This is a genomic window from Streptomyces sp. NPDC044003 (assembly GCF_056435185.1).
The window spans coordinates 450,915-474,754 of sequence record NZ_JBWKFA010000006.1 but is presented as its reverse complement, the minus strand read 5'-3'; the positions used below and the strand labels follow the sequence as shown (position 1 = coordinate 474,754).

22 protein-coding genes are annotated in these 23,840 nt (G+C 74.7%); 8 read left to right on the top strand and 14 right to left on the bottom strand.

The features are described from left to right. Nucleotides 1-86 precede the first annotated feature (86 nt). Nucleotides 87-587, top strand: coding sequence for an ATP-binding protein (locus AC07AW_RS25655; protein WP_478817782.1), 501 nt, complete (start codon nt 87-89; stop codon nt 585-587). 111 nt (nt 588-698) lie between these two features. Here the strand turns inward: AC07AW_RS25655 and AC07AW_RS25650 are convergent, their stop codons facing one another. From AC07AW_RS25650 to rpmG, 4 genes are all read right to left on the bottom strand, one after another. Beyond that, nucleotides 699-911 carry a DUF397 domain-containing protein gene (locus AC07AW_RS25650; protein ID WP_063992029.1) on the bottom strand — a complete coding sequence of 71 codons (213 nt, stop codon included), beginning with the start codon at nt 909-911 and terminating at the stop codon, nt 699-701. Between the two features lie 208 nt (nt 912-1,119). Continuing rightward, nucleotides 1,120-2,250: a CobW family GTP-binding protein gene (locus AC07AW_RS25645; protein ID WP_478817781.1), complete on the bottom strand. Its 1,131-nt coding sequence runs from the start codon at nt 2,248-2,250 to the stop codon at nt 1,120-1,122. Continuing rightward, nucleotides 2,250-2,504 (bottom strand): type B 50S ribosomal protein L31, encoded by a 255-nt coding sequence (locus AC07AW_RS25640; protein ID WP_478817780.1) that lies wholly within the window; start codon nt 2,502-2,504, stop codon nt 2,250-2,252. The genes AC07AW_RS25645 and AC07AW_RS25640 overlap by 1 nt, the downstream gene beginning before the upstream one ends. Nucleotides 2,505-2,512: 8 nt before the next feature. Beyond that, nucleotides 2,513-2,677 carry a 50S ribosomal protein L33 gene (gene rpmG / locus AC07AW_RS25635; protein WP_478817779.1) on the bottom strand — a complete coding sequence of 55 codons (165 nt, stop codon included), beginning with the start codon at nt 2,675-2,677 and terminating at the stop codon, nt 2,513-2,515. Between the two features lie 74 nt (nt 2,678-2,751). Between rpmG and rpmB the strand changes: the two genes are divergently transcribed. Together rpmB and rpsN are read left to right on the top strand one after the other, a co-directional pair. Next, entirely contained in the window at nt 2,752-2,988 is a 237-nt protein-coding gene (gene rpmB / locus AC07AW_RS25630; protein ID WP_478817778.1) for a 50S ribosomal protein L28, read from the top strand. After that, nucleotides 2,988-3,293, top strand: coding sequence for a 30S ribosomal protein S14 (gene rpsN, locus AC07AW_RS25625; protein WP_478817777.1), 306 nt, complete (start codon nt 2,988-2,990; stop codon nt 3,291-3,293). The genes rpmB and rpsN overlap by 1 nt, the downstream gene beginning before the upstream one ends. A 403-nt stretch (nt 3,294-3,696) precedes the next feature. Here rpsN and AC07AW_RS25620 read toward each other — a convergent pair whose 3' ends face one another. Next, entirely contained in the window at nt 3,697-5,763 is a 2,067-nt protein-coding gene (locus AC07AW_RS25620) for an FUSC family protein (protein ID WP_478817776.1), read from the bottom strand. Nucleotides 5,764-6,099: 336 nt separating this feature from the next. Next, complete coding sequence (locus tag AC07AW_RS25615) at nt 6,100-7,215, bottom strand: DUF2786 domain-containing protein (protein WP_478817775.1); 1,116 nt, start codon at nt 7,213-7,215, stop codon at nt 6,100-6,102. A gap of 158 nt (nt 7,216-7,373) precedes the next feature. Between AC07AW_RS25615 and AC07AW_RS25610 the strand changes: the two genes are divergently transcribed. Beyond that, nucleotides 7,374-8,186: an ABC transporter ATP-binding protein gene (locus AC07AW_RS25610; protein ID WP_478817774.1), complete on the top strand. Its 813-nt coding sequence runs from the start codon at nt 7,374-7,376 to the stop codon at nt 8,184-8,186. Further along, nucleotides 8,180-10,279 (top strand): ABC transporter permease, encoded by a 2,100-nt coding sequence (locus AC07AW_RS25605; RefSeq protein ID WP_478817773.1) that lies wholly within the window; start codon nt 8,180-8,182, stop codon nt 10,277-10,279. Before AC07AW_RS25610 ends, AC07AW_RS25605 begins: the two co-directional genes overlap by 7 nt. A 357-nt stretch (nt 10,280-10,636) precedes the next feature. Here AC07AW_RS25605 and AC07AW_RS25600 read toward each other — a convergent pair whose 3' ends face one another. Continuing rightward, on the bottom strand, nt 10,637-11,197 hold the full coding sequence (locus AC07AW_RS25600) for a GNAT family N-acetyltransferase (RefSeq protein ID WP_478817864.1): 561 nt from the start codon (nt 11,195-11,197) through the stop codon (nt 10,637-10,639). A gap of 21 nt (nt 11,198-11,218) precedes the next feature. After that, entirely contained in the window at nt 11,219-12,145 is a 927-nt protein-coding gene (locus AC07AW_RS25595) for an NADP-dependent oxidoreductase (RefSeq protein WP_478817772.1), read from the bottom strand. 170 nt (nt 12,146-12,315) lie between these two features. On the opposite strand from AC07AW_RS25595, the gene AC07AW_RS25590 reads away from it, so the two are divergent. After that, nucleotides 12,316-13,560, top strand: coding sequence for a helix-turn-helix transcriptional regulator (locus AC07AW_RS25590; RefSeq protein WP_478817771.1), 1,245 nt, complete (start codon nt 12,316-12,318; stop codon nt 13,558-13,560). Between the two features lie 124 nt (nt 13,561-13,684). Beyond that, nucleotides 13,685-15,376 carry a bifunctional 3'-5' exonuclease/DNA polymerase gene (locus AC07AW_RS25585; RefSeq protein WP_478817770.1) on the top strand — a complete coding sequence of 564 codons (1,692 nt, stop codon included), beginning with the start codon at nt 13,685-13,687 and terminating at the stop codon, nt 15,374-15,376. A 122-nt stretch (nt 15,377-15,498) separates the two neighbouring features. Here the strand turns inward: AC07AW_RS25585 and AC07AW_RS25580 are convergent, their stop codons facing one another. Continuing rightward, nucleotides 15,499-16,782, bottom strand: a complete 1,284-nt coding sequence (locus AC07AW_RS25580) for a hypothetical protein (RefSeq protein WP_478817769.1) — start codon at nt 16,780-16,782, stop codon at nt 15,499-15,501. A 40-nt stretch (nt 16,783-16,822) separates the two neighbouring features. Next, on the bottom strand, nt 16,823-17,332 hold the full coding sequence (locus AC07AW_RS25575) for a SigE family RNA polymerase sigma factor (protein WP_478817768.1): 510 nt from the start codon (nt 17,330-17,332) through the stop codon (nt 16,823-16,825). A 141-nt stretch (nt 17,333-17,473) separates the two neighbouring features. On the opposite strand from AC07AW_RS25575, the gene AC07AW_RS25570 reads away from it, so the two are divergent. Further along, nucleotides 17,474-17,854, top strand: coding sequence for a DUF6479 family protein (locus tag AC07AW_RS25570; RefSeq protein ID WP_478817767.1), 381 nt, complete (start codon nt 17,474-17,476; stop codon nt 17,852-17,854). 146 nt (nt 17,855-18,000) lie between these two features. Here AC07AW_RS25570 and AC07AW_RS25565 read toward each other — a convergent pair whose 3' ends face one another. The 4 genes from AC07AW_RS25565 to AC07AW_RS25550 all read right to left on the bottom strand — a co-directional run bounded on the left by AC07AW_RS25565 (nt 18,001) and on the right by AC07AW_RS25550 (nt 23,839). Next, the gene (locus AC07AW_RS25565) at nt 18,001-18,717 is read right to left on the bottom strand and encodes a pyridoxamine 5'-phosphate oxidase family protein (RefSeq protein WP_478817766.1); all 717 of its coding nucleotides are present in this window, start codon (nt 18,715-18,717) and stop codon (nt 18,001-18,003) included. A 43-nt stretch (nt 18,718-18,760) separates the two neighbouring features. Further along, nucleotides 18,761-20,098 (bottom strand): lysine N(6)-hydroxylase/L-ornithine N(5)-oxygenase family protein, encoded by a 1,338-nt coding sequence (locus AC07AW_RS25560; protein WP_478817765.1) that lies wholly within the window; start codon nt 20,096-20,098, stop codon nt 18,761-18,763. A gap of 27 nt (nt 20,099-20,125) precedes the next feature. Beyond that, the gene (locus tag AC07AW_RS25555) at nt 20,126-21,352 is read right to left on the bottom strand and encodes an APC family permease (protein ID WP_478817764.1); all 1,227 of its coding nucleotides are present in this window, start codon (nt 21,350-21,352) and stop codon (nt 20,126-20,128) included. A gap of 369 nt (nt 21,353-21,721) precedes the next feature. Continuing rightward, on the bottom strand, nt 21,722-23,839 hold the full coding sequence (locus tag AC07AW_RS25550; protein WP_478817763.1) for an FAD-dependent oxidoreductase: 2,118 nt from the start codon (nt 23,837-23,839) through the stop codon (nt 21,722-21,724). Nucleotide 23,840 lies beyond the last annotated feature (1 nt).

The window sequence follows — 23,840 nt, the reverse complement described above, 5'->3', positions numbered from 1 at the left end:
TCGGAACCATGGAGCCCGCGCAGCCGCGTACTCGTTCGTGTTGTCGTGTTGTCGCACCACAGTCGCGATTCCCGGGAGTGCCTCGCATGGGGACGAATGGATCGACCGTGCTCGAGCCGTTACGGCAGGGCCTTCCGCCGATCGATCCCGGCGCCGTCTCCACCTCCGCCTCCTGCGCCCTGCCCGCCCGGTACGAAGCCGTGCGCGGGGCCCGCAAGTTCACCAGCACCACGCTCGACCGCTGGGAACTGACGGAGCGCTTCGACGACGTGGCCCTGGTCGTCTCCGAGCTCGTCACCAACGCGCTGCGTCACGCGGTGCCCGCCGACGCGCCTCAGGAGGACGGCCAGAACCCGCCGGTCCGGCTGCACCTGATGCGCTGGGCCTCGCGCCTGGTGTGCGCCGTGCGGGACCCCAGCCGGGAGAGCCCGGAGGCGCGCGGCGGCGAGGAGGACTTCGCCGCCGAGTCGGGGCGCGGTCTGTTCCTGGTGGACTCCTTCAGCGACAGCTGGGGCTGGCACCCGCTCGCCGGCACGCTCCAGGGCAAGGTGGTGTGGGCGCTGTTCCGGATCGGACCGGAGCAGTGACCGGAGCGGTACGAGACACACCGGAGTAGTACGGGAGACACCGGAGTAGTTCGAGACATGAGAAGGGCCCCGACGGCAACCGTCGGGGCCCTTCTCGCGTCTCATCCACCGTCACACCAGGTGATCGAACTCCCCGTCCTTGACACCCAGCAGGAGAGCCTCGATCTCCGCGGGCGTGTAGACGAGCGCGGGCCCGTCGGGGTGGCGCGAGTTGCGTACGGCGACGTCGCCTCCCGGCAGCTTGGCGAACTCCACACAGGATCCCTGGGAGTTGCTGTGCCGGCTCTTCTGCCACACGACTCCTCGCAGCTCCGTTGCCGCCATGCCGTTGTACGCGTGATGCGCATGATGCACTGGTAGCTCCCCGAGTTGCTTGTTGCAGGTGTCAACTTCCTCGGATCATAGCTGTGTTCATATGCCGATGCATGAGCAGATGCACGTGCACAAGGGGTGGCGTAGCGACTACGCGACAGAGCGTGCCACCACCGGGTACGGCCCGCCCCGACCACGCCTGACACGCCATCAGTGGAGGTCAGGCATCCAGGAACGTGTCGAAGGCCGAAGCGAGCCCCTTCCAGGAGTCACGGCCCGCCGCGTACTCGGCGTCCGTCAGGAGGCAGGAGTCGAGCAGCTCGGCGAGGCCGTCACGGTCCAGGCCGGGCGAGGTGAAGACCAGGTGCTGGCAGCGGTCGCCGTGCTCCGGGTGCCAGTCGAGGGCCGCCGCCGCCCTCCGTACCGGCAGAAGCGTCTCCCAGGCCGCGTCGGGCAGCGAGGCCAGCCAGGGCCCCGCGCTCTCGACGCAGAGCGCACCGCCCGCCGCGTCCCAGGCGAGCAGGGTGTCGGGCCGGTCGGCCAGGTAGAAGCGGCCGCGGCTGCGGGCCGCGGCGCAGGTGAGACCCTCCAGGGCGGCGTACAGCCGGCCGGGGTGGAAGGGCCGGTGGTGATGCCAGACGTAGGTGGCGACCCCGTGTTCGTCCGCCTCCTGCGGCAGCAGCGCGCAGGCCGGGTGCTGGGCGGCGGCCGCGGCCTCCACGTCGAAGCCGGCGAAGACCGCCCGCGCGAGGGCCGCGCCGTCCTCGACGGGGACGCGCAGGGCGGTGGGGTGGAGCTGGGCGAGCAGCGCCCGGTCCTCGGCGTCGGCCTCCGGGGACTCGGCGACGGCGAGCACGGGCGCGTACTCCAGCTGGCGCGCCCAGGTGTCGGCGATCGTGCGCCGGTCGGTGGCGGCCGCGGCGAGGCCGGCGTCGGCGAGGTCGTCGCCGTTGCCCAGGTACGGCAGGAGGAGCGCCGGGTCGACGGCCGTGACGACGGCGCCGATCCGGAACCCCGCGGCCGCCACGACCTCGGCCATCGCCTTGGGCTCGACGGAGTCCCAGAGCTCGACGACGGCGAGCCGGGTCAGCCCGGCGGCGCGGAGCCGTTCGAGCTCGGGCACGAGGTCCTCGCGCAGGGCGCAGCAGGCGCAGTCGTCGACGAGCGGGGCCTCGCCGGCGGAGAGGAGGCCGGTGGCGTCGCGGACGGTACGGGCGACGGTCCCGGTCTCCGGGGCCGTCGCGAGGTCGTGGTGGAGCGCCACGCTGCCGGGGACGACGGCCAGGAGCCGGTCCACGGCAGCGTGGCGGGCGTCGGAGTGCAGGCCTCCGACGAGGGCGACGGAGAACATCAGGGCGCCTCGCGCCGTCCGTAGCGCTTCTCGAAGCGCTCGACGCGGCCTGCGGTGTCGAGCACGCGCGCGGTGCCGGTGTAGAAGGGGTGGCTCGCCGAGGAGATCTCGACGTCGACGACGGGGTAGGTGCGGCCGTCCTCCCACTCCACGGTCTTCTCACTGGTGAGCGTGGATCGGGTGAGGAAGGCGAAGCCGCCGGCCTTGTCGCGGAAGACGACGGGCGCGTACGTGGGGTGGATGCCGGGCTTCATGGGGTGGTTCAGCGCTCCTCTCGGAAGTCGACGTGCTGGCCGGCGACCGGGTCGAACTTGCGCAGGGTGAGCCGGTCGGGGTCGTTGCGGCGGTTCTTGCGGGTGACGTAGGTGAATCCGGTTCCGGCGGTGGAGCGGAGCTTGACCACGGGGCGGAGTTCGTTGCGTGCCATGGTGTGTAGAGTAAATGAAAATGAATCCCATTGCCAACAACTCTGGGACGACCCCGACGAGAGGTAGGTCACCCTTGTCCGCCCACTGCCAGCTGACCGGAGCGCAGCCCGGATTCGGCAACCGGATCTCGCACTCCCACCGGCGCACCTCGCGCCGCTTCGACCCGAACGTCCAGAGCAAGCGGTACTGGCTGGCGAGCGAGCGCCGGTACGTACGCCTGACGCTGAGCGCCCGGGCGATCAGGACCGTCGACACCATCGGCGTCGAGGCCGCCGTGGCCCGCATCCGCGCGCGCGGAGGGAAGGTCTGATGGCCAAGCGCAGCAAGATCGCCCGCAACGAACGACGGAAGACGGTCGTGGCGCGGTACGCCGAGCGGCGGGCCGAGCTGAAGGAGATCATCCGGCGCCCCGCCACGCCGGCGGCCGAGCGCGAGGCGGCGGTACGCGAACTGGCCCGCCAGCCCCGGGACGCGAGCGCGACCCGCCTCCGCAACCGGGACGCGGTGGACGGCCGCCCCCGAGGCCACCTGCGGAAGTTCGGCCTGTCCCGGGTACGCGTGCGGCAGCAGGCACACGCGGGGTTCCTGCCGGGGGTACGGAAGGCGTCCTGGTAGCAGGCGCGGGGGGGGGGGGGGGGGGGGGGGGGGGGGCGTCCTGGTGGCACGCGAGGTTCCCGCCGGGGTACGGAAGGCGTCCTCGTAGCACGCGCACGGGGGGCCCGCCGGGGCGCGGAAGGCGTCCTGGTGGCACGCGCACGCGAGGTTCCCGCCGGGGCAGGGAGGACGTCCCGGTGGCAGGACGCCCTCGTCAGCCCGGGAACTGGGCGAGGAGCTTGCCCGCGCGGTCGTAGAGCGTGACCCCGGCCCCCCCCGTCCCCGGGGCCGGTGCGCGCGAACCAGACACCCCAGCCGGGGCGGCCCGGCAGTTCGAGCAGGGTGGCGAGGACTGTGCGGCCCCCGGCACCGGTGAGCTCGACACGGCCCGGCCCGTCCGCCCCTGGATGACACGCCGTCGAAATCAGTGGCCGCGTCTCGACTCCGTCAGGGCCGTCGTCAGCTCCTCCAGGGTCTCCAGGAGCAGGACGGCGCCCTTGTCGAGCAGGAAGTGGTCCGGGGGTTCGGCGGACCAGGCGGTGACCGTCTCGCGCAGGTCGTCCCAGTGCGGCTCCCTGCGCTCCCGTACCTGCTTCGCGCCCCGCTCCGTCGACCGGTGCAGGGACTCCGCGAGGGTCGCGGCGGCGGGTACGGGCGGGGCGCCGCGCTCCGGCAGGTGTGCCTCCAGGAGCATCGCCACCCGGCCGAACTCCGCGAGCGCGTGCTCGGACTGTTCCACCGCCGCGTGCGAGAGGCCCCGGTGCCGGACCGGTTCATGGGTCGCCCGGGCCACCGCCTCCTGCCAGGCGACGCGGGCGGCGCGGGTCTTCAGGAGCGCTTCCCGTACGTCGGGGCTGGCCGGCCCTGCCGGGTCGGCGTACCGCGCGGCGACGACGGCCGCGTACGCACCGACCGACGCCAGCCAGTCCGCGAGCCGGCCGCGCAGCCGGGGCGTCTCCCAGGCCGGGTAGACGGCGTACGACAGCATCGCGAGGACCCCGCCGAGGAGGGTCAGCAGGACCCTTTCCCGTACGGTCTGGGTCAGGCCCGCGCCGTCCATGCCGAGCAGGAAGACGACGTACGCCGAGACGAAGACCTGGCCCGCCGCGTACCCCGTCCGCATCAGCAGGTACATCCCGAACGCGCAGACCACCGCCAGCGCGGCGGACAGATACATGCCCGGGTGCGCCGACTGCACCACCGCCGTCGCCAGGGCCACGCCGACGAGGGTGCCGCCGAAGCGGGCCACCGAGCGCGCGTACGTCTGCGAGAAGTCCGGGCGCATCACCATGACCGAGGCCATCGGGGCCCAGTAGCCGTGGCCGAAGGGAAGCCAGCTCCCCAGCAGGTAGCCGGCGGCCGTGACCACCGAGACGCGGACCGCGTGCCGCAGGACCGGGGAGTCGGGGCGCAGTTCGGCGCGCACCTTCGCGAGGACGAGGGGGGCGAGGCGGGGCAGGGTCGGGCGGGTGCGGGCCCCTTGGGCGTAGGGCTCCGACGTCTCCGTACGCGGCTCCGCCGTCTCGACGACGTCGCCGAGCAGCGCCGCCAGGCGGAGCGCCGCCCGGCGGGACGGGCCCTTGAGGATCGCGCCGGTGTCCGGGGTGCGGAGGACGGAGAGCGCGGGCGGGGGCAGGGTGACCGGTTCGCCGTGCCGGATCGCGTGCGCGGCGGCGTCCAGGACCTCGGCCGCCGCGCCGAGCAGCTCCCGCACCCGGGCCCGCTCCGGCCCCTCCTCCGGCACGCCGACCGCCGGGTCCGCGAGCGAGGCCAGGACCGGACGGATCCGCTCCGCGAGGCCCCGCGCCCCGTGCAGCTCCGCCGGGCGGGTACGGGCCTGGCGGGGCGTCACGGCGGCGGCGTTGCGGGCCGTCATGAGCGGTACGGGGTCGAACGGGGCGACCGGGTCGTGGCGGAGCCGGCGGGCGTAGTCCGCCTCGGCAGCGAGCGCGTCCGCGAGGGCGTCGCGCTGGGCGCCCCAGCGGCGGACCGGGAGAAGGACCACCAGGGCCGCCTGCACGACACCGCCCGCGAAGATCATGACGGCGTGGCCGGCGGCGGTGGCGACGGAGGTCGGGAGGGTGACCGTCACCAGCATGATCGCCACGTTGGAGGAGGCGATGATGCCGGCGGTCGGTCCCGCGGCCCAGGCGAGTCCCGAGAGGAACGTCCAGAGGAGGAGCAGGGCGAGGAAGAGGGCCGTGTGGGCGCCGGTGAGATAGCCGAGGAAGGTGGACACGGCGAGGCTGGCGCCGGAGGCGAGGGCGAGGGTGGGGCGGGGACGCCAGGAACGCTGGAAGGTGGCGATGGCCGCCTGGAAGGCGCCGAAGGCGGAGGAGGCGGCGACGGCGGGGCCGAAGAGGGCGAGCGAGAATCCGACGACGAGGGCGAGGCCCAGGGCGCCGCGGGCCGCGACGGCGGGTTCGAGGCGTCGCCGCTCTACGGTGAGCCCGGAACGGGCGGTCTCCTTCAGCGCCCGGAGCCAGCTCATGCGGAGAGCGTATCCGCGAACCTGTCTCAACCGGGCATTTCCCCCCACCGCCCCCCGTTGTGGGCATGCGTTCCGCTGGGCGGTGCCCACCCACCCCGTTGTGGGCAATCGTTCCGCTGGGGCGGAACGGGTGGGCACAACGGACCCGCGCCCTGCCGGCGCCCGAGGCTCCCGTGCCCTGACCCGCACCACGACGTGCGCCGCCACTTGGAGTGCGGGTCCAGGCTCGGAAGGCGGGGGCGCGGCCAAGCGCGCCGTCCCGTGTGCCCACCCGTCCCGCCCCAGCGGGACGATTGCCCACACGGCGGTGGGCGGGGGCGCCGCCCCGTCGGGGTGCTACGGCAAGCGGGGGCGGTTCGGGTGGAGGCCCGCCTGGTCGGCGGCCGTTGCGCCGTGGGTCCAGCCCGCTTCGTCCCAGGCCGCCCGGACCCGTGTCGTGCGGGTCTCCGGGAAGAGTTCGTCCGTGCGGGCGGTGACCGCCACCTCGCGCGAGGCGAGCGCGGGCAGCAGCGTCGGGGCCTCGGCCGTCACCCGGCGGGACGTCGCCGCGAGCCGGGCGCCGAGCCGGTTCGCGTACGCCAGGAGGAAGGACTGCCGGAAGGACTTCGTGCGCTTGCGTCCGCCCGCCCGCTGCTCCGCCTCCGCCCGCGTCATCGCCGCCGTCCCCTGCACCAGCAGCGAGGTGTACAGCAGCTCCACCGGGTCCAGGTCCGCCTCGAAGCCGACCACCGTCGAGAAGCCGTACGCCTCGTTCCACACCGCCCGGCAGTGGTTCGCCGTCGCCACCGCGTCGAGCAGGATCGCCTTCGCCTGCTCGTACGGCGGCTCCACCCCGATCCGGATCGCGCCCGGCGTCTCCGGGGACGGCGCGCCCGCCGCGAGCATCGCCTCGTCCATGCTGTGCCGGGCCATCAGCTCCTGGGCCTTGGCCGTCAGCGCCTCCGCCTCCTCCGGGTACCCCGTCGCCTCCGCCTTCGCGAGCAGCGCCCTGATCCGGGTCAGCATCCGGGGCTCGCCCGCCACCGCCGGCGGCAGGGCCTCCCCCGGCACCGGGCCGACCGCGTCCAGGCGCGGCAGCCGGACCAGCAGCCGGTACAGCTCCAGGACGGTCGTCGCCCGCGAGAAGCGGTCCGTCGGGCGCCCCTCCTCCGTGTCCAGTTCGTCGAGCTGCGCCTGCCAGCGGTGCGGGAGCCGCCCGTAGGCCGCCGTCTCCGTCCTGATCAGGCCGGCGAGGAGCCGTACGTGATCGTCGGCGAGCTCGCGCCGGGCCGTGCGGGCCAGGTCCGCCGGCTGCCAGCCTCGCGTCCACAGCGTCCGTACGAACTCCTCGCCCCGCCGTGCCAGTTCGGCGTCCGCGCCCGGGGCGGCGGCCAGCAGTGAGGCCGCCATGTCGAGGGAGCCGTCGTCGCTCGCGTACAGCGCCTCGAAGGCCTTGTCGATGGTGGTGCTCACGCCGTACCCCTCGCGTCCCGTTCCTCGCCCTGGTCTCGATGGTCTCAGCCGTCACGCCCCCTGGGGGAATCCATGCTGCTCGGGGTAGGGCCAGGCCTACCTTCGGGACGCCCGGTGGTGGTCGTGATCGGCGCGGGCCGAAACGGTTCGCTTGAGCCATGACCTCGACAGCCGCCGTACGACTCCGCCACCTGACCCGGCACCACCGTGACGTCCGCGCCCTCGACGGCGTCGACCTCGACTTCGCCGCCGGGACCTTCACCGCCGTCATGGGGCCGTCCGGCTCCGGCAAGTCCACGCTCCTCCAGTGCGCCGCCGGACTCGACCGGCCCACCTCCGGGACCGTGGAGGTCGGCGGCACGGCCCTGGAGGGGCTGAGCGAGCGGCGCCTCACGCTGCTGCGGCGGGACCGGATCGGGTTCGTCTTCCAGTCCTTCAACCTGCTGCCCTCCCTGACCGCCGCGCAGAACGTGGCCCTGCCGCTGCGACTCGCCGGCCGCCGCCCGTCCCGTACGGACGTACGGGAGGCACTCGCGCGCGTGGGGCTCGCCGGCCGGGAACGGCACCGGCCCGGCGAGCTGTCCGGCGGCCAGCAGCAACGGGTCGCGATCGCCCGGGCGTTGATCACCCGGCCCGCCGTCCTCTTCGGCGACGAACCGACCGGCGCGCTCGACTCGACCACGAGCCGCGAGGTGCTCGACATGCTGCGGGACCTGGTCGACCGCGACGGCCAGACGATCGTCATGGTCACCCACGACCCGGTGGCGGCGTCCCGCGCGGACCGGGTGGTCTTCCTGGTCGACGGCCGGGTCACCGCCGAACTGACGGACCCGACGGTGGAGACGGTCGCGGCGCGGATGACGGCGCTGGAGACGGGCGGGCGCGGGGGTCGCCCTGCGGGCGACCGCCCTGCAGGCGGCCGCGCCGCCGGTGCCGGTGCCCGCGTCTCCGCCGGGAGGTCCTCGTGCTGATCGTCGTCCTCTCCGGGCTCCGGGACCGCTGGGCCTCCTTCCTCGGCGGGTTCGTCGCGCTCGCACTCGGTGTCGGGCTGCTCGCCACCATGGGGCTCGGCCTCTCCGCGACTTTTCACGCGCCCGAGCGTTCTCCCCAGCGGTTCGCCTCCTCGCCCGTCGTCGTCCAGGGCCAGGACCGGCTCACGCTCGACGTGCGGCGCGGGCCCGACACCGTACCGGTGGAGCAGCGGCTCGACCGTCCACAGCCTGTGGACGACGGACTGCTCCGCGAGCTCCGCGCCCGCTGGACCGTCACCGCCTCCGGCGGCCCCGACGCCGTCGGCGTCGACGCGCCCGCCGCCGAGGTCCGGGCGCTCGTCGGCGACCGCGCCCGGGTCCTCACCGGGGGCGAGCGCACCCAGGCCGACCCCGACCCCGAGCGGGACGCCCGCGCCCTCGTCGGCCTCAACGCCCTCCTCGGCACCTCCGGCGGCGTCACCGCCTTCGTCTCCGTCTTCGTCGTCGCCTCCACCTTCGCCTTCGCCGTCGCCCTGCGCCGACGCGAGTTCGGGCTGCTCCGGACCGCCGGGGCCACCCCCGGCCAGATCCGGCGGCTCCTGCTCGCCGAGGCCGCGGCGCTCGGCGTGCTCGCCTCCGCCGCCGGGTGCGCGCTCGGCGCCCTCGGCGCGCCCCTCCTCGCCCGGACGCTCGTCGACGGCGGCCTCGCGCCCGCGTGGTTCACGATCGGCGGACCGTCCTGGCCCTATCACGCGGCCTTCTGGACGGGGGTGACGGTGGCTCTCGCCGGGGCCGTCGCCGCGTCCCGGCGGGCCGGGAAGGTCGGTCCGACGGCGGCGCTGCGGGAGGCGGACGTCGACGCCGACGTCCTGCCCCTCGGCCGGGCCGTCCTCGGCACGGGCCTGCTCGTGGCCGGGCTCGGACTCCTCGTCTGGACCTGCGTCACCGAGCCGTCCGCGCTCCTCAAGCGGAAGACGTACACGACCCTGCCGATGCTCCTGATCACCGGCGTCGCGCTGCTCTCCCCGCTCCTCGTCCGGCCTGTCACCCGTCTCCTTCGGGCGCGCGGGGCGGTGGGGACGCTCGTACGGGAGAACAGCGCCGCCGCCGTCCGCCGTACCGCCGCCGTCGCCGCGCCCGTCCTCGTGACCGTGGCGCTCGCCGGGACCCTGTTCGGCTCGGCGACGAGCGTCACGCGCGCGAAGGAGGTCGAGGCGCGGGAGCAGACGGCCGCGGAGTACGTGGCGGGCGGCGAGGACCTGCGGCCGGTGACGGCTCCGCCCGGGGCCGTGGTGTCCGCCACCGGGGCGACGTCCGTCTTCGTACGGGACGGGGACGAGGCCGTCGTGAAGTACGGGGCGCGGGCGGTCGCCGACCCTGCGGCCTTCGCGGAGCTGGCCCGGCTGCCGGTGACCGCCGGGGACCTGCGGGACCTGGACGACCGGTCGATCGTCGTGAGCGAGGAGTTCGAGCGGCACCGGGTCGGCGAGACGGTGGAGGTGTGGCGGGCGGACGGGAGCGGTCCGGTACGGCTCCGGGTCGCGGCCGTCCTCGCACTCGGGACCGGCGACAACGGGCCGTACGTCACCCGGGCGAACGCGCCGGGCGCCGCCCTCGACCGGATCGACGCGCGCGGGGGCGGGGCGGGGACGGTGCGAGCTCTTGAGGCGAGCGGGGGAACGGTCCGGTCCGCTCCCGAGCGGCAGGCGGCGGGGAACCCCCAGAACCGCCTGGGCATCGCCCTGGTCCTGGGCATCGCCCTCGTCTACACGACGATCGGCCTCGCCAACACCCTGCTGATGGCGACGTCGGTACGAGGCGGGGAACTGGCCTCGCTCCGGCTCGCCGGAGCGACCCGGACCCAGATCCTGCGGGTCGTGACCGGCGAGGCGACGCTGGCCGTCGCGATCGGGGCGCTGCTCGGGCTCGTGGTGACGGCGGTCGTCCTGGGCGCCCTGGGAGCGGGCCTGGCGGCCCTCTCCGCCCCCGTGGCCCTGGTGCTGCCGTGGGCGCCGGTCGGCGCGGCGGCGGGCGTGTGCGGGGTGGTCGCGGTCGCCGCGTCGGGGGTCCCCGCGTGGCGGCTCACGCGCTGAGCGGCGATGGTGGGACGACGGGGCGGTGACCGGGGTCGGAGCCGGGTCACCGCCCCGTCCGTTGCCGCGGAGCGGTGCCGGCCCACCCCCGTGCGACCGGCACCGCTCCGCGCCCCCCGTTGTGGGCATGCGTTCCGCTGGGGCGGAACGGGTGGGCACAACGGACCCGCGCCCTGCCGGCGCCAGAGGCTTCCGTGCCCTGACCCCGCACCGACTCGTGCGACGCCGCTTGGGGTGCGGGTCCAGGCACGGAAGGCGGAGGCGCCGCTAGAGGGCGCCGTCCCGTGTGCCCACCCGTCCCGCCCCAGCGGGACGATTGCCCACACGGCGGCGGGCGCGGGCCCACACGGGCGGGGCTCAGGCTCCGGTCGCCGGGGCGTGCCAGTCGTGGGACAGGATCGACCAGATCTCCTCGTCGTGGCGCCTGTCCCGGTAGTGGTAGCTCTCCCGGAGCACGCCGTCCCTCGTCATGCCCAGCCGCCGCGCCACCGAGATGCTCGGTTCGTTGTCCGAGGAGACCACCCACTCCACCCGGTGGATGCCCCGCACCGAGATCGCCCAGTCGATCAGTGCCCGCGCCGCCCGTGTCACCAGGCCCTTGCCGACGCCCGCCGGCTCCAGCCAGCAGCCCGCCTCGGCCGTGCCGTCCGTCGGGTCGAACTTCCGGAGGATCACCGCGCCGACGAGCGTGCCCTCGGACCAGATGCCGTGGATGCGTCCGGTGTCGGCCGCCGCCCTCTCCGCGTACGCCCGGAGGAAGGCCCGGCTCGACTCCAGGTCCGTGACGACGTCGGGGAGCCCGTTCCGCGCGCCGATGAACTCCCGTCCCCGGTCCATGTGCGCGAGGAACTCCTCGGCCTGCCACGGTTCGAGCGGGCGCAGCTCCGCGCCGTCGTCACCCAGGGACATCGCGTACATCGGCATCGCCTTCCTTCAGCGCTACGGGATCAGGACGATCTTCCCCCGCACATGGCCCGACTCGCTCAGTTCCTGCGCCCTCGCCGCCTCCTTCAGCGGCAGGGTCTCCGCCAGGCGGACCGTGAGCGCGCCCTCCGCCGCCAGGCGGGCCTGGGCCGTGAGCCCCGCCCGTACCGCCTCCGGCTCTCCCGTGACGCCCGAGAAGACGATGCCGTGCTCCTCCGCGTCCGTCGCCGCGATCGTCACGATCCGCTCCTTCGCCGCGTCACCCCCGCCGAGCAGCTCGATCGCGACCGGCAGGACGCCGTGCCCGGCCGCGTCGAAGACCGCGTCGACGCCCTCCGGGGCGGCGGCGCGGACCCGGTCGGCCAGTCCGTCCCCGTACGCGACGGGGATCGCGCCGAGTTCGCGCAGGTAGGCGTGGTTGGACTCGGAGGCGCTGCCGATCACCGTGATCCCGGCCGCGACCGCGAGCTGGACGGCGACCGAGCCGACGACGCCCGCCGCGCCGTGCAGGAACAGCGTCTCGCCCTCCCGGACCCGGAGCAGGTCCAGGACGCGCTGGGCGGTCTCGCCGGCCACCGGGAGGCTCGCGGCGGCCTCCCAGGAGAGCCCGGCGGGCTTGGGGGCGACGGTGCCGGCGATGGCGTACTCGGCGTAGGCGCCGGTCTCCGTCCAGCCGAGGACCTCGTCGCCGACGGCCAGGCCGGTGACGCCCTCGCCGAGCGCGTCGACGGTGCCGGCGAACTCCAGGCCCGGGACGGCGGGGAAGGTGGTCGGGTAGAACGCCTCGACCCAGCCGTAACGCCGCTTCCAGTCCACCGGGTTGACCCCGACCGCCGCCACCTTGACCCGTACCCCGCCGGGGCCCGGTTCCGGCTTCGCGACGCCGCTCTCGTGGCGCAGCACCTCGGGGCCGCCGAACTCCTCGTACACGATCGCTTCCATCTCAGCCTCCGCCGCTGCCTGTTCGCTCTTCGATCACGTCGATCACATCGATCGCTTCGACGTGCTCAAGCCTGCGCCTCCCGACCCCGTCCCCCCGCCCTCCCAACGGCCAGTCCCACCTGGCCGAAAGACGGGCCGTCACCTGACCGGCCCTGACTAGGCTGAGCCGCATGGACGCGCTCACCCTGACCACCGCGTACGAGATCATCCGGCAGCCGCTCGGGGAGATCCTCCCCAAGGTCTCCGCCGCCCTCGAACCCCTGGTCCCGCACGTGGACGCGGCCGAACTCTCCACCCACTGCGCCCACTCCCCCTTCAAGACACTCGGCGGTACGGAGCTGATGACCGCCGCCGAACTGACCCCGCTGCTCGCGGCCGGCGTCCCCGGCGAACCCTGGCAGGGCCGCGCGACGATCGGCGGCCGGGAGCGCGAGGTCGTCGCCGTCACCAGCCACGCGACCCGCCGCGGGGCGGTCCTCGTGCTCGTACGGGAGGACGACGCCGCCCCGGCCGACGCGACCGCGCTCACCGTGGCGCAGGCGCTGTGGGACCTGGTCGCCGCCCACTTCGACCGGTTCGCGACGGAGGCGATGCCGGGCGCGCTGGCCCGTTCACGGGCGGCGGCGGACACACGCGCCCGCGTGATCGCCGAACTCACCGGCGCGCACGCGGCTGCGTTCTCCGGGGTCCTCGGAGTGCTGCGCAGCCGGGCCCTCGACGACACGACGGCCCGGACCACCGCCACCGACCTGGCCGCGTCCGCGCTGATCGAGATGCGGGCCGAACAGCGGCGGGACCGGGCGCTCGCGGAGGAGCCCGCGGAGGACGCCTTCGAGCGGCTCGCGGGCGAACTGCGGCCGATGCTCCGGCACAGCAAGGTCCGGCTCGACCTGGGGGCGCCCGACTCGACGCGCTCGCTCGCGGCCGACGTCGCGCACAGTGCGCGGGCCATCGTCCGCTCGCTGCTCCTCATCGTCCTGGAGCAGGACTCCGTCGACCGGGTCCACGTCGGCTGGCAGCTGACCGAACACGAACTGCGGGCCTCGGTGCGCGACGACGGCGCGGGCGCGCTCGCCCCCTGCGACCTGGGCGCCGGCACGATCCGCGACCGGCTCGACGTGCTCGGCGGGCGGCTCGACATGGACGCCGTCCCCGGCTGGGGCACGACGATCACGGCCGTCATCCCCCTGGCCACCCCGGAGGCCCCGGTCGAGGCGGCCCACCCGCTGACCGGGCTCGGCGAACGGGAGGTGGAGGTCCTGCGGCACCTGGCGCTCGGGCACCGGAACCGGCGGATCGCGGAGGAGCTGCACATCAGCGAGTCGACGGTGAAGTTCCACGTCGCGAACATCCTGAACAAACTGGGCGTCGACTCCCGCGGCGAGGCCGCGGCCCTCTTCCACGCGGCCGCGTAGGAGTCGAGCGCTGTGCCGCGTGGGAGTCGCATGAGGTGCCGCGCAGGAGTCACGCGGGAGTCACGTAGGAGTCGCCTGATGTCGTGACACGGCACTGTCAGTGCCGGGTGTCAGACTCGCGCACATGAGCGAGAGGTGGGCCCTGGCGGCCGAGGCGGAGGGGGACGGTGCGCAGCTCGTGCCCCTCGGGCCCGACGGACAGCCCGCCGGGCCCGTGCGGCGCGAGCCGGACCTCGTGGCGGCCGTGCGGGCGCGGCCCGAGGTGGCCCGCTGGGTGTGGCGGTCGACGGCCGAGGTCTATCCGCGCCTCCTCGCCGCCGGCGTCCGCGTCGAGCGCTGCTACGACATCGAGGACGCCGAGCAGCTCCTCCTCGGTCACGAGGGCCGGCTCGGCGAGCCGCGCAGCGCCGCAGCCGCCTGGGCGCGCCTGCGGAACGCCCCCGTGCCGCCGGACCCGCCGCAGCGCGCCGCGGAGCCCGGTTCCCAGGACTCGCTCTTCGAGCCCCGCCCCACCGCCTCCGTGCCCTTCGAAGGGCTCCTCGCGGTCTACGCGGAGCAGCTGCGCCGCCACGACCGGGCCGAGCACCCCGGCCGGATGCGGCTGCTCACCGCCGCCGAGTCGGCCGGGATGCTGGTGGCCGCCGAGATGCACCGGGCCGGGCTGCCGTGGCGGGCGGACGTGCACCGGGAACTGCTGAACGAGCTGCTCGGCGAGCGGTACGCGGGCGGCGGCGAGCCCCGCCGGCTCGCGGAGCTCGCGGACGAGGTGTCGGCGGCGTTCGGCCGCCGGGTCCGGCCGGATCTGCCCGCGGACGTGGTGAAGGCCTTCGCACAGGCCGGGATCCGGGTCAGATCCACGCGCCGCTGGGAGCTCGCCGAGATCGACCACCCGGCGGTGGAGCCGCTCATCGCGTACAAGAAGCTGTACCGGATCTGGACGGCCCACGGCTGGTCCTGGCTGGCCGACTGGGTGCGCGACGGCCGCTTCCGGCCCGAGTACCTGCCCGGGGGCACCGTCAGCGGGCGCTGGACGACCAACGGCGGCGGCGCCCTGCAGATCCCGAAGGTGATCCGGCGGGCGGTGGTCGCCGACGAGGGCTGGCGGCTCGTGGTCGCCGACGCCGACCAGATGGAACCGCGCGTGCTTGCGGCGATCTCCCGCGACCCGGGTCTGATGGAGGTCGCGGGGCACCCCGACGACCTCTACACCCGGCTGTCCGACCGCGCCTTCTCCGGCGACCGCGACCACGCCAAGCTCGCGCTGCTCGGCGCGATCTACGGGCAGACCAGCGGCGACGGCCTGAAGAACCTCGCGGCGCTGCGCCGCCGCTTCCCGCGCGCGGTGGCCTATGTCGACGAGGCGGCGAAGGCGGGCGAGGAGGGCCGGCTCGTACGGACCTGGCTGGGCCGGACCAGCCCGCGGGCGGTCGGCTCGGGCGAGGACGAGGAGGCGGGCCTGCCGCAGGAGAGCGGCGAACCGGAGCCGGAGAGCGGCGAGTTCGTCCCCGGGTACGCCTCGGGGAACGCCCGGGCACGCGGCCGGTTCACCCGCAACTTCGTCGTCCAGGGCAGCGCCGCCGACTGGGCGCTCCTGATGCTGGCGGCGCTGCGCCGCTCCCTCTCGGGGATGCGGGCGGAGCTGGTGTTCTTCCAGCACGACGAGGTGATCGTGCACTGCCCCGCGGAGGAGGCGGAGGCGGTGACGGAGGCGATCCGGGCGGCCGGGGACGAGGCGGGGCGGATCGCGTTCGGGGAGACCCCGGTCCGGTTCCCGTTCACGACGGCGACGGTCGAGCGGTACGCGGACGCGAAGTAGGACCTGCGGTACGGGCCCCCCGCCCGTACCGAAAGCAGGGCCTGCGGTACGGGCCCCCTGCCCGTAGCGAAACAGTGCCTGCGGCACGGGTCCCCCCGCCCGTACCGCAAGCCCACTCGTCCCTACTTCGGCGGCAGCGTCTTCCACCTCAGGCTCAGCGCGAGCGTCTTCATCTGCTCCATGGTCAGCGCGGGCTCGGCGCGCGTGGCGGCCTCGTGCTGCGCGCCCGAGTTGAAGGCGGAGACGACGACCCGGAAGCCCTGCGGGGTCAGGGTGTCGACGCTCCACCAGACGACCCCGGCGCCACCCTTCTCACCGGCCTGCTGTGTGGACCTGACCTTGGTGCCGTCGGGCAGGGTGACGACGTCGCCGCCGGTGAAGAGGTCGGCGACAGCCTTCCCGGCCTTGGGCTGGACGTCGACGCCGACGAGGCTCGCGCCCTTGCCGTCGTCGACGACGACGTAGCCGTGGCCGTCCCCACCGCCGTGGGACGTCACGGTGAGGCCCTGGGGCAGGAGGCCGCGCAGGGTGGCCTGGACGGCGGCGGCGCTCGGCACGGCGGGCAGGTGCGCCTCGCCCGTGGCGGGCTTCGTCGGGAGCTGGGGCAGCTGGGCGATCAGCGGCCGCCAGGCCTCGGCCGTCACGAGGGCCTTGAGCTGGGCAGGGCTGAAGGGCGGGTTCTCGCGGCTGATCGGGGCGCCCTTCTCGGCGGCGGCGTTGTACTCGCTCGCGTCGATGACGATCCCTTCCTTGGTGAGCAGGACCGCCCGCCAGTTCTTGGTCTCCTCGCGCTTGTCGGGGTACTCGTACCCCTGGATGACCATGAACCGGTCGCCGCCCGGCAGCCGCCCGCTGATGCACCTGTCGTAGGGGACGAGGGCCTTGTCGGGGCAGGTGACCTGATCCACCCCGGCCTCGGCGGTCCGGCCGGCGCGGAAGAGGCCGACGCCGACGGCCGCCTTGCCGTGGCCGTCGTCGTAGATGCCGCCGGCGGACTGGCCCACGCCGTCGAGGTTGTCGAACTGCCACTGGCCGGCCGGGGTGTTGGCCTTCAGGACGGCGACGATGTCCTTCACCGGGATCGTCGCCTCGCCCGGCGCCACCTTGCCGGGCTGGGCCTGGCCGTTGCCCTGCCGGGGCTGCGGGGGCGCCGCGACGGAGGTCTTCGTCGCGTCCCCCGCGGGGCCGAGCAGCGAGCCGCCGTACACGCCGCCGATGCCGACGGCGGCGAGCGCGAGGACGCCGCCGCTCACCGCGAGGCGGCGGCGCACCAGGCGGCGCCGGCCGCGCTGGAGCCCGCCGTCGATCAGCTCACGCCGGTCGTCGGCGGCGAAGCCGTCACCGGTGCTGCGCAGGACCGCGCCGAGCTCCTCCTCGAAGCGCTGGGTTTCTTCGTTCTGGGGCATGCCGAGATCACCGTCTCAGGTCGGTAGGGAACGTACGGGGTCAGCGGGTGGCGAACGCGGCGACGCTGCCGCCGAGTCGTACCCGCAGCTTCGCCAGCGCCCGCACCGAGCGGGTGCGCACGGCGGCGGAGCTGACGTGCAGGGCGTCGGCGGTCTCCTCGATGCTGCGGTCCTCCCAGTACCGCAGGACGACGACCGCCCGGTCCTTCGGCGCGAGGCCGGCGAGCGCGTCGAGCAGCGCGATCCGCAGGGCCGGGTCCTCGCCGTGCTCGGGGGCGCGGTCGGGCAGCTCGCCGAGGGGGCGCTCGGTGGCGGAGCGGCGCCGCTGGTGGCTGAGGAAGGTGCGTACGAGCACGGTCTGGGCGTACGCGGCGGGGTTCCCGATCCGGGCCATGCGGCCCCAGTGGGCGTACATCCGGCCGAGGGTCTCCTGGGTGAGGTCCTCGGCGAGATGCGTGTCACCGCTGGTCAGCAGGCATGCCGAGCGGAACAGATGTCCTGTTCGTGCCGAGGCGAACTCCAGGAACTCGTCCGCGCGGGACTTTCTCATGCCCCTCCTTTACCTCGCGGTCACGTGGTGTGGTCGGCGTACACCTCATTGACGCGACGGGGGCGCGGAAATGTTTCAAACGAATCGGAGAGATTCCCGCTCGACGTATCCGAAGAAGCGGAATCGGGTAATCCTGTTGGTATGAACACTCTCAGCGCAGCAGAGAACCTGGCCGCTGGGGTTTGGCAGTCAGGTATGGCCCAGGTCGTCGGCGGGCTCGTCGTCGTCTTCGTACTCATCGGCGCCGTCTGGCTGGGCTTCCGGCTCAGCGACCGCGAGTCCAAGAAGCCCGATCCGGAGGAACAGCCGCACCGGCCCGACACCGGCGCGCTGCCCGGCGAGATGGAGGAGTACCGCAAGCCGTCCGAGATGCCGCAGACCGACGGCGAGCACCGGCTCATGCCCTACCAGCTCAAGAACGCCGGAGAGGCCTCGACCGATCCGCCCTCCGAGGAGAAGCGCAAGTGGGGCGGCATCTCCAGCGGCGGCTTCGGCAGCGGAGGCACGGGCCACGGCGACTGACTGCTGACGCCTGACGCCTGACCCCGGCCCCGGCACCGGCCCCCGGAACCAGAAAGCCCAGCCGCACTCGGCTGGGCTTGGTCCGGCTCCGGTTCCGGTTCCGGCTCCGGTTCCGGTTCCGGCTCCGGTTCCGGCTCGCGCTCCGGCTACACCTCGGCGGCGGCAGCCACCGCGTCGCCGCCCAGGATCCGGCCCGCTCGCGAGGCGATGTGCGCCGGCGGGGCGAAGTCCGCCGGGAGGATCGGGTCGGTGACCGGCTCACCGAAGGTGGTCACCACCGGCAGCACCCCCGCCCACAGGCCGAGCGCCGCGTCCTCGGACTCGCCGTCGTCCGGCGGCCCGTCGGCGGTCTTCACCGAAGCCTCGGTCAGGTCGAGCGCGAGGAGCGCGGTCGCGGCCAGCTCCTTGCGGCTCGGCTGCCGCGCGTACTCCCACTGGCCCGGCGAGCTCTGCTCGGTGAGGGCCCGCAGGCCGCGGAGCTTCTCCTCCGGGTCGGTGACGATCTCGGGGACGCCGTAGACCATCGCGCAGCGGTAGTTGACCCCGTGCTCGAAGACGGAGCGGGCGAGGACGAGGCCGTCGACGTGCGTGACCGTGACGCAGACGGTGGTGTCGGGGGCCTGGACCAGGCTGCGGCTGGCGACCGAGCCGTGCAGATAGAGCCGGTCGCCGTCCACGCCGTACGCGGTGGGCACCACCATCGTCGTGCCGTCGACGGTCACGCCGAGGTGGCAGAGGAAGCCGGCGGCGAGCACGGCGTCCAGGTCGGCGCGCCGGTGGCTGCCCTTGTGGCGCATCCGGCGCAGCCGGGTCCGCTCGGTGACGGCCGGCTCGTCGCCGAGCTCTGTGGTGGTGCTGCTCATGAGGACCTCTCGTTCCGTGCGGGTGTACGTGTTGTACGGGGGATCAGCCCGTCACCGCCACCGACTTCCGCCTGTCGGAACGGCGGTGGTCGTGCCGGCTCGCCACCAGGGAGTCGCAGATCTCGCCGGCCCGGACGGCGGCCATCGACAGCAGGTTGGCCGTGATGCCGTGCGAGTGCTCGGTGCCGCCCATCAGGTAGATCCCGGCCGCCACCTCGGGCGCGGTCTCCACCCGGTAGTCGCGGCGGACCCGCAGCCTGCCGTCCTCGTCGCGTGCGCAGGAGGCGTCGAGCTCGCCCAGCAGCCGGCCCGGGTCGGGCTCGGAGTAGCCGGTGGCGTAGACGACGGCGTCCGCCTCCATCGTCTCCGTCTCGCCGGTGGCCAGGTTCCGGACCTGGACGCGGACGCCGTCGGAGCCCTCCTGGACCTCGGTGAGCCGGGTGACGCCGAGGATCCGCAGCCGCTGCTCGCCGCGGACCTTCTCCTGGTACGAGCGGCGGTAGAGCTCCTCGATGAGGTCCAGGTCGACGACGCCGTAGTTGGTGTTGCGGTGGTAGTCCATGAGCGTCCGGCGGACGGACGGCTCGGCCCCGTGGTAGAGGTCGACGGCCTCCGGGTCGAAGATCCGGTTCGCGTACGGGCTGTCGTCGGCCGGGCTGTAGCCGTACCGGGTGTGGACGGCGACGACCTCGGCCCCCTCGTACGTCCGGTGGAGGTGGTCGGCGATCTCGGCGGCGCTCTGCCCGGCCCCGGCGACGACGAACCGGCGCGGGTTCTCGGTGGGCAGGGCGGCGAGGCGGTGCAGGAACTCGCTGCTGTGCCAGAGGCGTTCGGAGGAGGCGATGCCCTCGGGGAGCCGGGGCACGAGGCCGGTGCCGATGACGAGGTTCCGCGCCCGGTACGTGGCGGCCTCGGCCTCTCCGACGGCGGCGACGTCGACCTCGACGACGGGTCCCGCCGCGCCGGCTGTTCCCGCCGGGCGGATGGCGGTGACCTCCAGGCCGTAACGGACCATGTGGTCCACGCCGTTGGCGGCCCACTGGAGGTAGTCGTGGAACTCCTCACGGGTCGGGAACAGCATCTTGTGGTTGATGAAGTCGACCAGCCGGCCCCGGTCGTGGAGGTACGGCACGAAACCGAAGCGGCTGCGCGGATTGCGCATCGTCGCCAGGTCCTTCAGGAACGAGACCTGCATGGTGGCGTCCGGCAGGAGCATCCCCCGGTGCCAGCCGAAGTTCGGCTGCTTCTCCAGGAAGACGGCCGTGAGCCGCTCGCCGGGCGCGGCCTGCTCGTTGTACTCCTCGATGGCGATCGCGAGGGCGAGGTTGGCGGGCCCGAAGCCGACGCCGACGATGTCGTAGACGGGAGTGGTCTCGTTCATGGCGAAGTGCCTTTCGGTGGAGGGGGTTCAGTCGTTTCGGGCGCCGGTGAGGGCGGCGCAGCCGGCGGCGAGGAGCAGGGCGAGCAGCAGCCCCGTACCGGCGAAGGAGAGGAAGACGGCCGCGATCAGCAGGGTCACGACGGCGGTCGTGCGCAGGGCACGACCGGTGCCGCGGGCCCGCAGGGCGGCCGCGGCGGCGGCCACGTACAGGAGCAGGAAGGCGCTGCTGGTGACGACGAGCACCAGTTCCTCACCGGTGCCGGTGAGGGTCAGGGTGCCCAGCACCGCCGCGTACGCGAGGGCGAGGGCGACGGTCGCGGGCACCGGGCGGTCGGCCAGGGCACGCGGCAGGATCCGCTCACGGGCGGCGGCCCGGACGACCCGGGTGGCGCCGAGGACCCAGGCGTTGGTCGCGACCACCGCGAGCCCGAGGGCGAGGAGATCCCCGGCGATCGCCCCGCCGTCACCGAGCGAGGCGCCGAGGAGGGCGGTGATGACGACCGGCTCGTCGCCGGGGACGGCCAGGTAGGCGGCCGTCACCGCCGCGTAGAGCAGCCCGACGATCGGCACCGCCCAGCGGATGGCCTGCCGGTAGCTGCGGGCCGGGTCGTCGACCTGCTCGGCGAGGGTGGAGACGTTCTCCCAGCCGAGGAACGAGAAGAAGGCGGTGACGACGGCGATGCCGACGCCGCCCCAGCCGTGCGTGAGGAACGGGGTGTACTCCCCCGCGTCGAACCGCGGCACCGCGAGCACCACGGCCCCGCCGAGGCCGAGCAGCAGCACGACCAGGGCCGCGGCCTGCACCCGGGCGCCGGCCGTGAGGCCGAGCAGGGTGAACGCGGCGGACAGCGCCATGAAACCGATCGCGATCGGGTACACGGGGCCGTCGGGCTGCCCTATCAGTCCCAGCAGACAGCGGGCCGACACGATGCCCATCACCGGATTCCCGATGACGTACGTGGCGACGAGCAGCAGCGCCGCCGCGCGGCCCGGGCGGCGGCCGAACCCGGCCTCCACCATCGCGGCGAGCCCGGCGGCGTCGGGACGCCAGGCCGACATCTCCGCGAAGAAACGGGCGAAGGGGTACGAGCTGAGCGCGAGCGCCAGCCACGCGAGCAGCGCGGCGGGCCCGGCCTGCCGCTCGGTCAGCCCCGGCACCAGAAGGATGCCGGTCCCGACGAGGCTGCTGACGTAGAACACGACGAGCGCGCGGACGCCGAGGGCGGCGGGGGGCCGCTGCAGCAGATCGGTCATGGGTGTCACCTCCAGTGACGAGTTATGGGCGATGCCCACCCCGTTGTGGGCATGCGTTCCGCCGGGGCGGAACGGGTGGGCACAACGGAACGGCGCCCTTGCCGGCGCCAGAGGCTCCCGCGCCCTGACCCGCACCGACTCCTGCGCCGCCGCTGGGGTGCGGGTCCAGGCGCGGAAGGCGGGGGCGCGGCCAAGCGCGCCGTCCCGTGTGCCCACCCGTCCCGCCCTGCGGGACGATTGCCCACACGGGGGTGGGCGGGGGCACCGCATGGCGCGGGGGCACCCCACGGCGGGTGGGCACCGCACGGCGCGGGGGCGCGGTCCGCACGGGCGGGGGCGGGGGCGCGGGCCCGCACGGGTCCAGGTCCCTCACGCACCCTCCAGTACGTCCAGCGCCTCCGCCGCCGCCAGTTCCGCCGCCGCCGGTGCCGTCTTGAAGCCCGCGCCCGACCATCCCGTCGCGAGGACGATCCGGCTGCCGGCGCGTTCGCGGCCGAGGTGCGGCCGGGACCCGGGGGCGTAGAGGTCGACGCCCTGGCGGCCGCCGAGGAAGCGGGTCGCCGGGTCGGCGAGCCAGGGCCACCGCGCGGCCGCCCCCTGGCGGATGTACGCCACGTGCTCGTCGGTCAGCGTGGCGAGCCCGCCCGGGGGTACGTCCCACTCGTCGACCGGCCGCCCCGCCATGTAGCCCCCCGCCGCCTCTCCGGTGAGCTGCGGCCGCCCCCACACACCGCTCACCATGTCGACGACGGTCGGCAGACCGGCCGTGGCGGGGTGGTGGAAGAAGCCGTACCGGATGGACTTGGTCCGTCCGGCGTCCGCGCCGCTCAGCCGGTGCCCGGCGATCTCCCCGGTGCCGCCGCCGGCCGCGAGGACGACCGCGAAGGCCTCGACGGGCCCGCCCGGTTCGAGGAGGACACGGACCCGGTCGGCCCCGGGCGGGGCGTCGAGTTCCCGGACCCGGGCGGGCAGCAGCCGGGCCCCGTGGGCGAGGGCGCGGTCGCGGTAGACCCGCGCGGTGCGGGGCGGGTCGGCGTAACCGGCCTCGGGTTCCCACACGGCGGCGGTGATGCCGTCGACGGAGAGCCCGGGGAACCGGGCCCCGAGCACGCCCGGATCCAGCAACTCGGCCGGCACTCCGGCCCCGTTGAGCTCGGCGACGCCCTTCTCGGCCTGTTCCAGGTCCGCGTCGCCGCAGAGGACGAGCGACCCGGTGGTCATGAACCCGTACGGTCCGGGCGCGAGTGCGGCGGGCCCCCAGGCGAGGTGGTGGCTGCGGAGGGCGAGCCCCCGCAGGTACGGGTCGGCCTCGAAGGACCGGACGAGCCCTCCGGACCAGGCGGTGGCATGGTCCTGGCTCCCGTCCATGGGCGCGACGAGCGCGACCCGCGCGCCGTGCCGGGCGAGTACGGACGCGGTGGCCGCGCCGACGACGCCGGCGCCGACGACGATGACGTCGTAGGCTCGCCCGTGCCGTCCGGCGGTACGGGTCCGGGGCGCGGCGGCCTCCGGCACCGGCGGCACCGGCGGCACCGGCACGAAGTCCCAGCCCACGCTCCCGGCCTCGGGTTCGCCGAGCGCGGTGAACCCCCGGTCTGCGTGGGCCCGCACGGCGGCGAGGAAGGTGCGTCCGGTGCGCCCGGGGTCCTCGGAGAGCGCGGCGGTGGCGGCCGCGAAGGCCGCGTCCACGTGCGCCTCGGGTCCGCCGCGCATCCGGGCCACGGAGGCGGAGCCGGCAGGCGGGCCGAGCAGTTCGGCGAACTCGTCCACCGCGCAGTCGTCGGTGAACCAGAACGCCCCCTCGAACCCGGCCGCCCGCCACTCCCGGCCCACCCGTGCGGCGCCGACGTGGGTCCCGCAGACGACGAGCGCGGTGAGCGCGGTGACGTCCCGTTCTCCGGGCCCGTCGAGGACGTCGAGCAGAGGAGCTTCGGCCAGGGCGGCCGGCACGGGCACCGCGCCCGTCGCGGGCCCGCTCCCGTCGGAGACCACGGCCCCCGACGGGACGGCGGACCGCGCGAGCGACGAGCCCTCCCGTACGAGCAGCGCGAGCCGCTCCCCGTACGCGCTGCCGTCGTGCGTCACGGCGACCCGGGTGTGGCCCGCCTCCCGTACGGCCGCGAGCAGGTCCACCGCCTGGGCCCGGTCGTCCGGGCACCAGCGCAGCAGCGTGCCGGCGCTGTCGGCGAGAAGGTCCGGCGTCGTGGCCAGCGGGAGGAGGACGGGGAGTCCGGCCGCCCGGTAGACGGGGAGGGCCGCCGCCGCGCCGGCGCTGTTGAAGTGCCCGACGACCAGCGCGTGCCGGCCCTCGGCGACGACCGCCTCGGCGATCTGCCGGGCCGTCTCGGCCTCGCCCCGGTCGTCGTACAGCTCCCAGTTCACGGCCGTCCCGTACCGCTCGACGGCCCGCTCCAGGTGCTCGCCCCAGACGGCCCGGGGCCCCGAGAAGGGCCCGACGACGGCACCCCGCGGCAGGACCTCGGGCACC

What these genes read in the sequence shown, in the direction of transcription:
- rpmG (WP_478817779.1), bottom strand. Translation starts at nt 2,677, where the DNA reads ATGGCACGCAACGAACTCCGCCCCGTGGTCAAGCTCCGCTCCACCGCC.
- AC07AW_RS25585 (WP_478817770.1), top strand. Translation starts at nt 13,685, where the DNA reads ATGAGCGAGAGGTGGGCCCTGGCGGCCGAGGCGGAGGGGGACGGTGCG.
- AC07AW_RS25650 (WP_063992029.1), bottom strand. Translation starts at nt 911, where the DNA reads ATGGCGGCAACGGAGCTGCGAGGAGTCGTGTGGCAGAAGAGCCGGCAC.
- rpsN (WP_478817777.1), top strand. Translation starts at nt 2,988, where the DNA reads ATGGCCAAGCGCAGCAAGATCGCCCGCAACGAACGACGGAAGACGGTC.
- AC07AW_RS25610 (WP_478817774.1), top strand. Translation starts at nt 7,374, where the DNA reads ATGACCTCGACAGCCGCCGTACGACTCCGCCACCTGACCCGGCACCAC.
- AC07AW_RS25565 (WP_478817766.1), bottom strand. Translation starts at nt 18,717, where the DNA reads ATGAGCAGCACCACCACAGAGCTCGGCGACGAGCCGGCCGTCACCGAG.
- AC07AW_RS25620 (WP_478817776.1), bottom strand. Translation starts at nt 5,763, where the DNA reads ATGAGCTGGCTCCGGGCGCTGAAGGAGACCGCCCGTTCCGGGCTCACC.
- AC07AW_RS25600 (WP_478817864.1), bottom strand. Translation starts at nt 11,197, where the DNA reads ATGTACGCGATGTCCCTGGGTGACGACGGCGCGGAGCTGCGCCCGCTC.
- AC07AW_RS25580 (WP_478817769.1), bottom strand. Translation starts at nt 16,782, where the DNA reads ATGCCCCAGAACGAAGAAACCCAGCGCTTCGAGGAGGAGCTCGGCGCG.
- AC07AW_RS25645 (WP_478817781.1), bottom strand. Translation starts at nt 2,250, where the DNA reads ATGTTCTCCGTCGCCCTCGTCGGAGGCCTGCACTCCGACGCCCGCCAC.
- AC07AW_RS25595 (WP_478817772.1), bottom strand. Translation starts at nt 12,145, where the DNA reads ATGGAAGCGATCGTGTACGAGGAGTTCGGCGGCCCCGAGGTGCTGCGC.
- AC07AW_RS25640 (WP_478817780.1), bottom strand. Translation starts at nt 2,504, where the DNA reads ATGAAGCCCGGCATCCACCCCACGTACGCGCCCGTCGTCTTCCGCGAC.
- AC07AW_RS25560 (WP_478817765.1), bottom strand. Translation starts at nt 20,098, where the DNA reads ATGAACGAGACCACTCCCGTCTACGACATCGTCGGCGTCGGCTTCGGG.
- AC07AW_RS25575 (WP_478817768.1), bottom strand. Translation starts at nt 17,332, where the DNA reads ATGAGAAAGTCCCGCGCGGACGAGTTCCTGGAGTTCGCCTCGGCACGA.
- AC07AW_RS25570 (WP_478817767.1), top strand. Translation starts at nt 17,474, where the DNA reads ATGAACACTCTCAGCGCAGCAGAGAACCTGGCCGCTGGGGTTTGGCAG.
- AC07AW_RS25655 (WP_478817782.1), top strand. Translation starts at nt 87, where the DNA reads ATGGGGACGAATGGATCGACCGTGCTCGAGCCGTTACGGCAGGGCCTT.
- AC07AW_RS25555 (WP_478817764.1), bottom strand. Translation starts at nt 21,352, where the DNA reads ATGACCGATCTGCTGCAGCGGCCCCCCGCCGCCCTCGGCGTCCGCGCG.
- AC07AW_RS25590 (WP_478817771.1), top strand. Translation starts at nt 12,316, where the DNA reads ATGGACGCGCTCACCCTGACCACCGCGTACGAGATCATCCGGCAGCCG.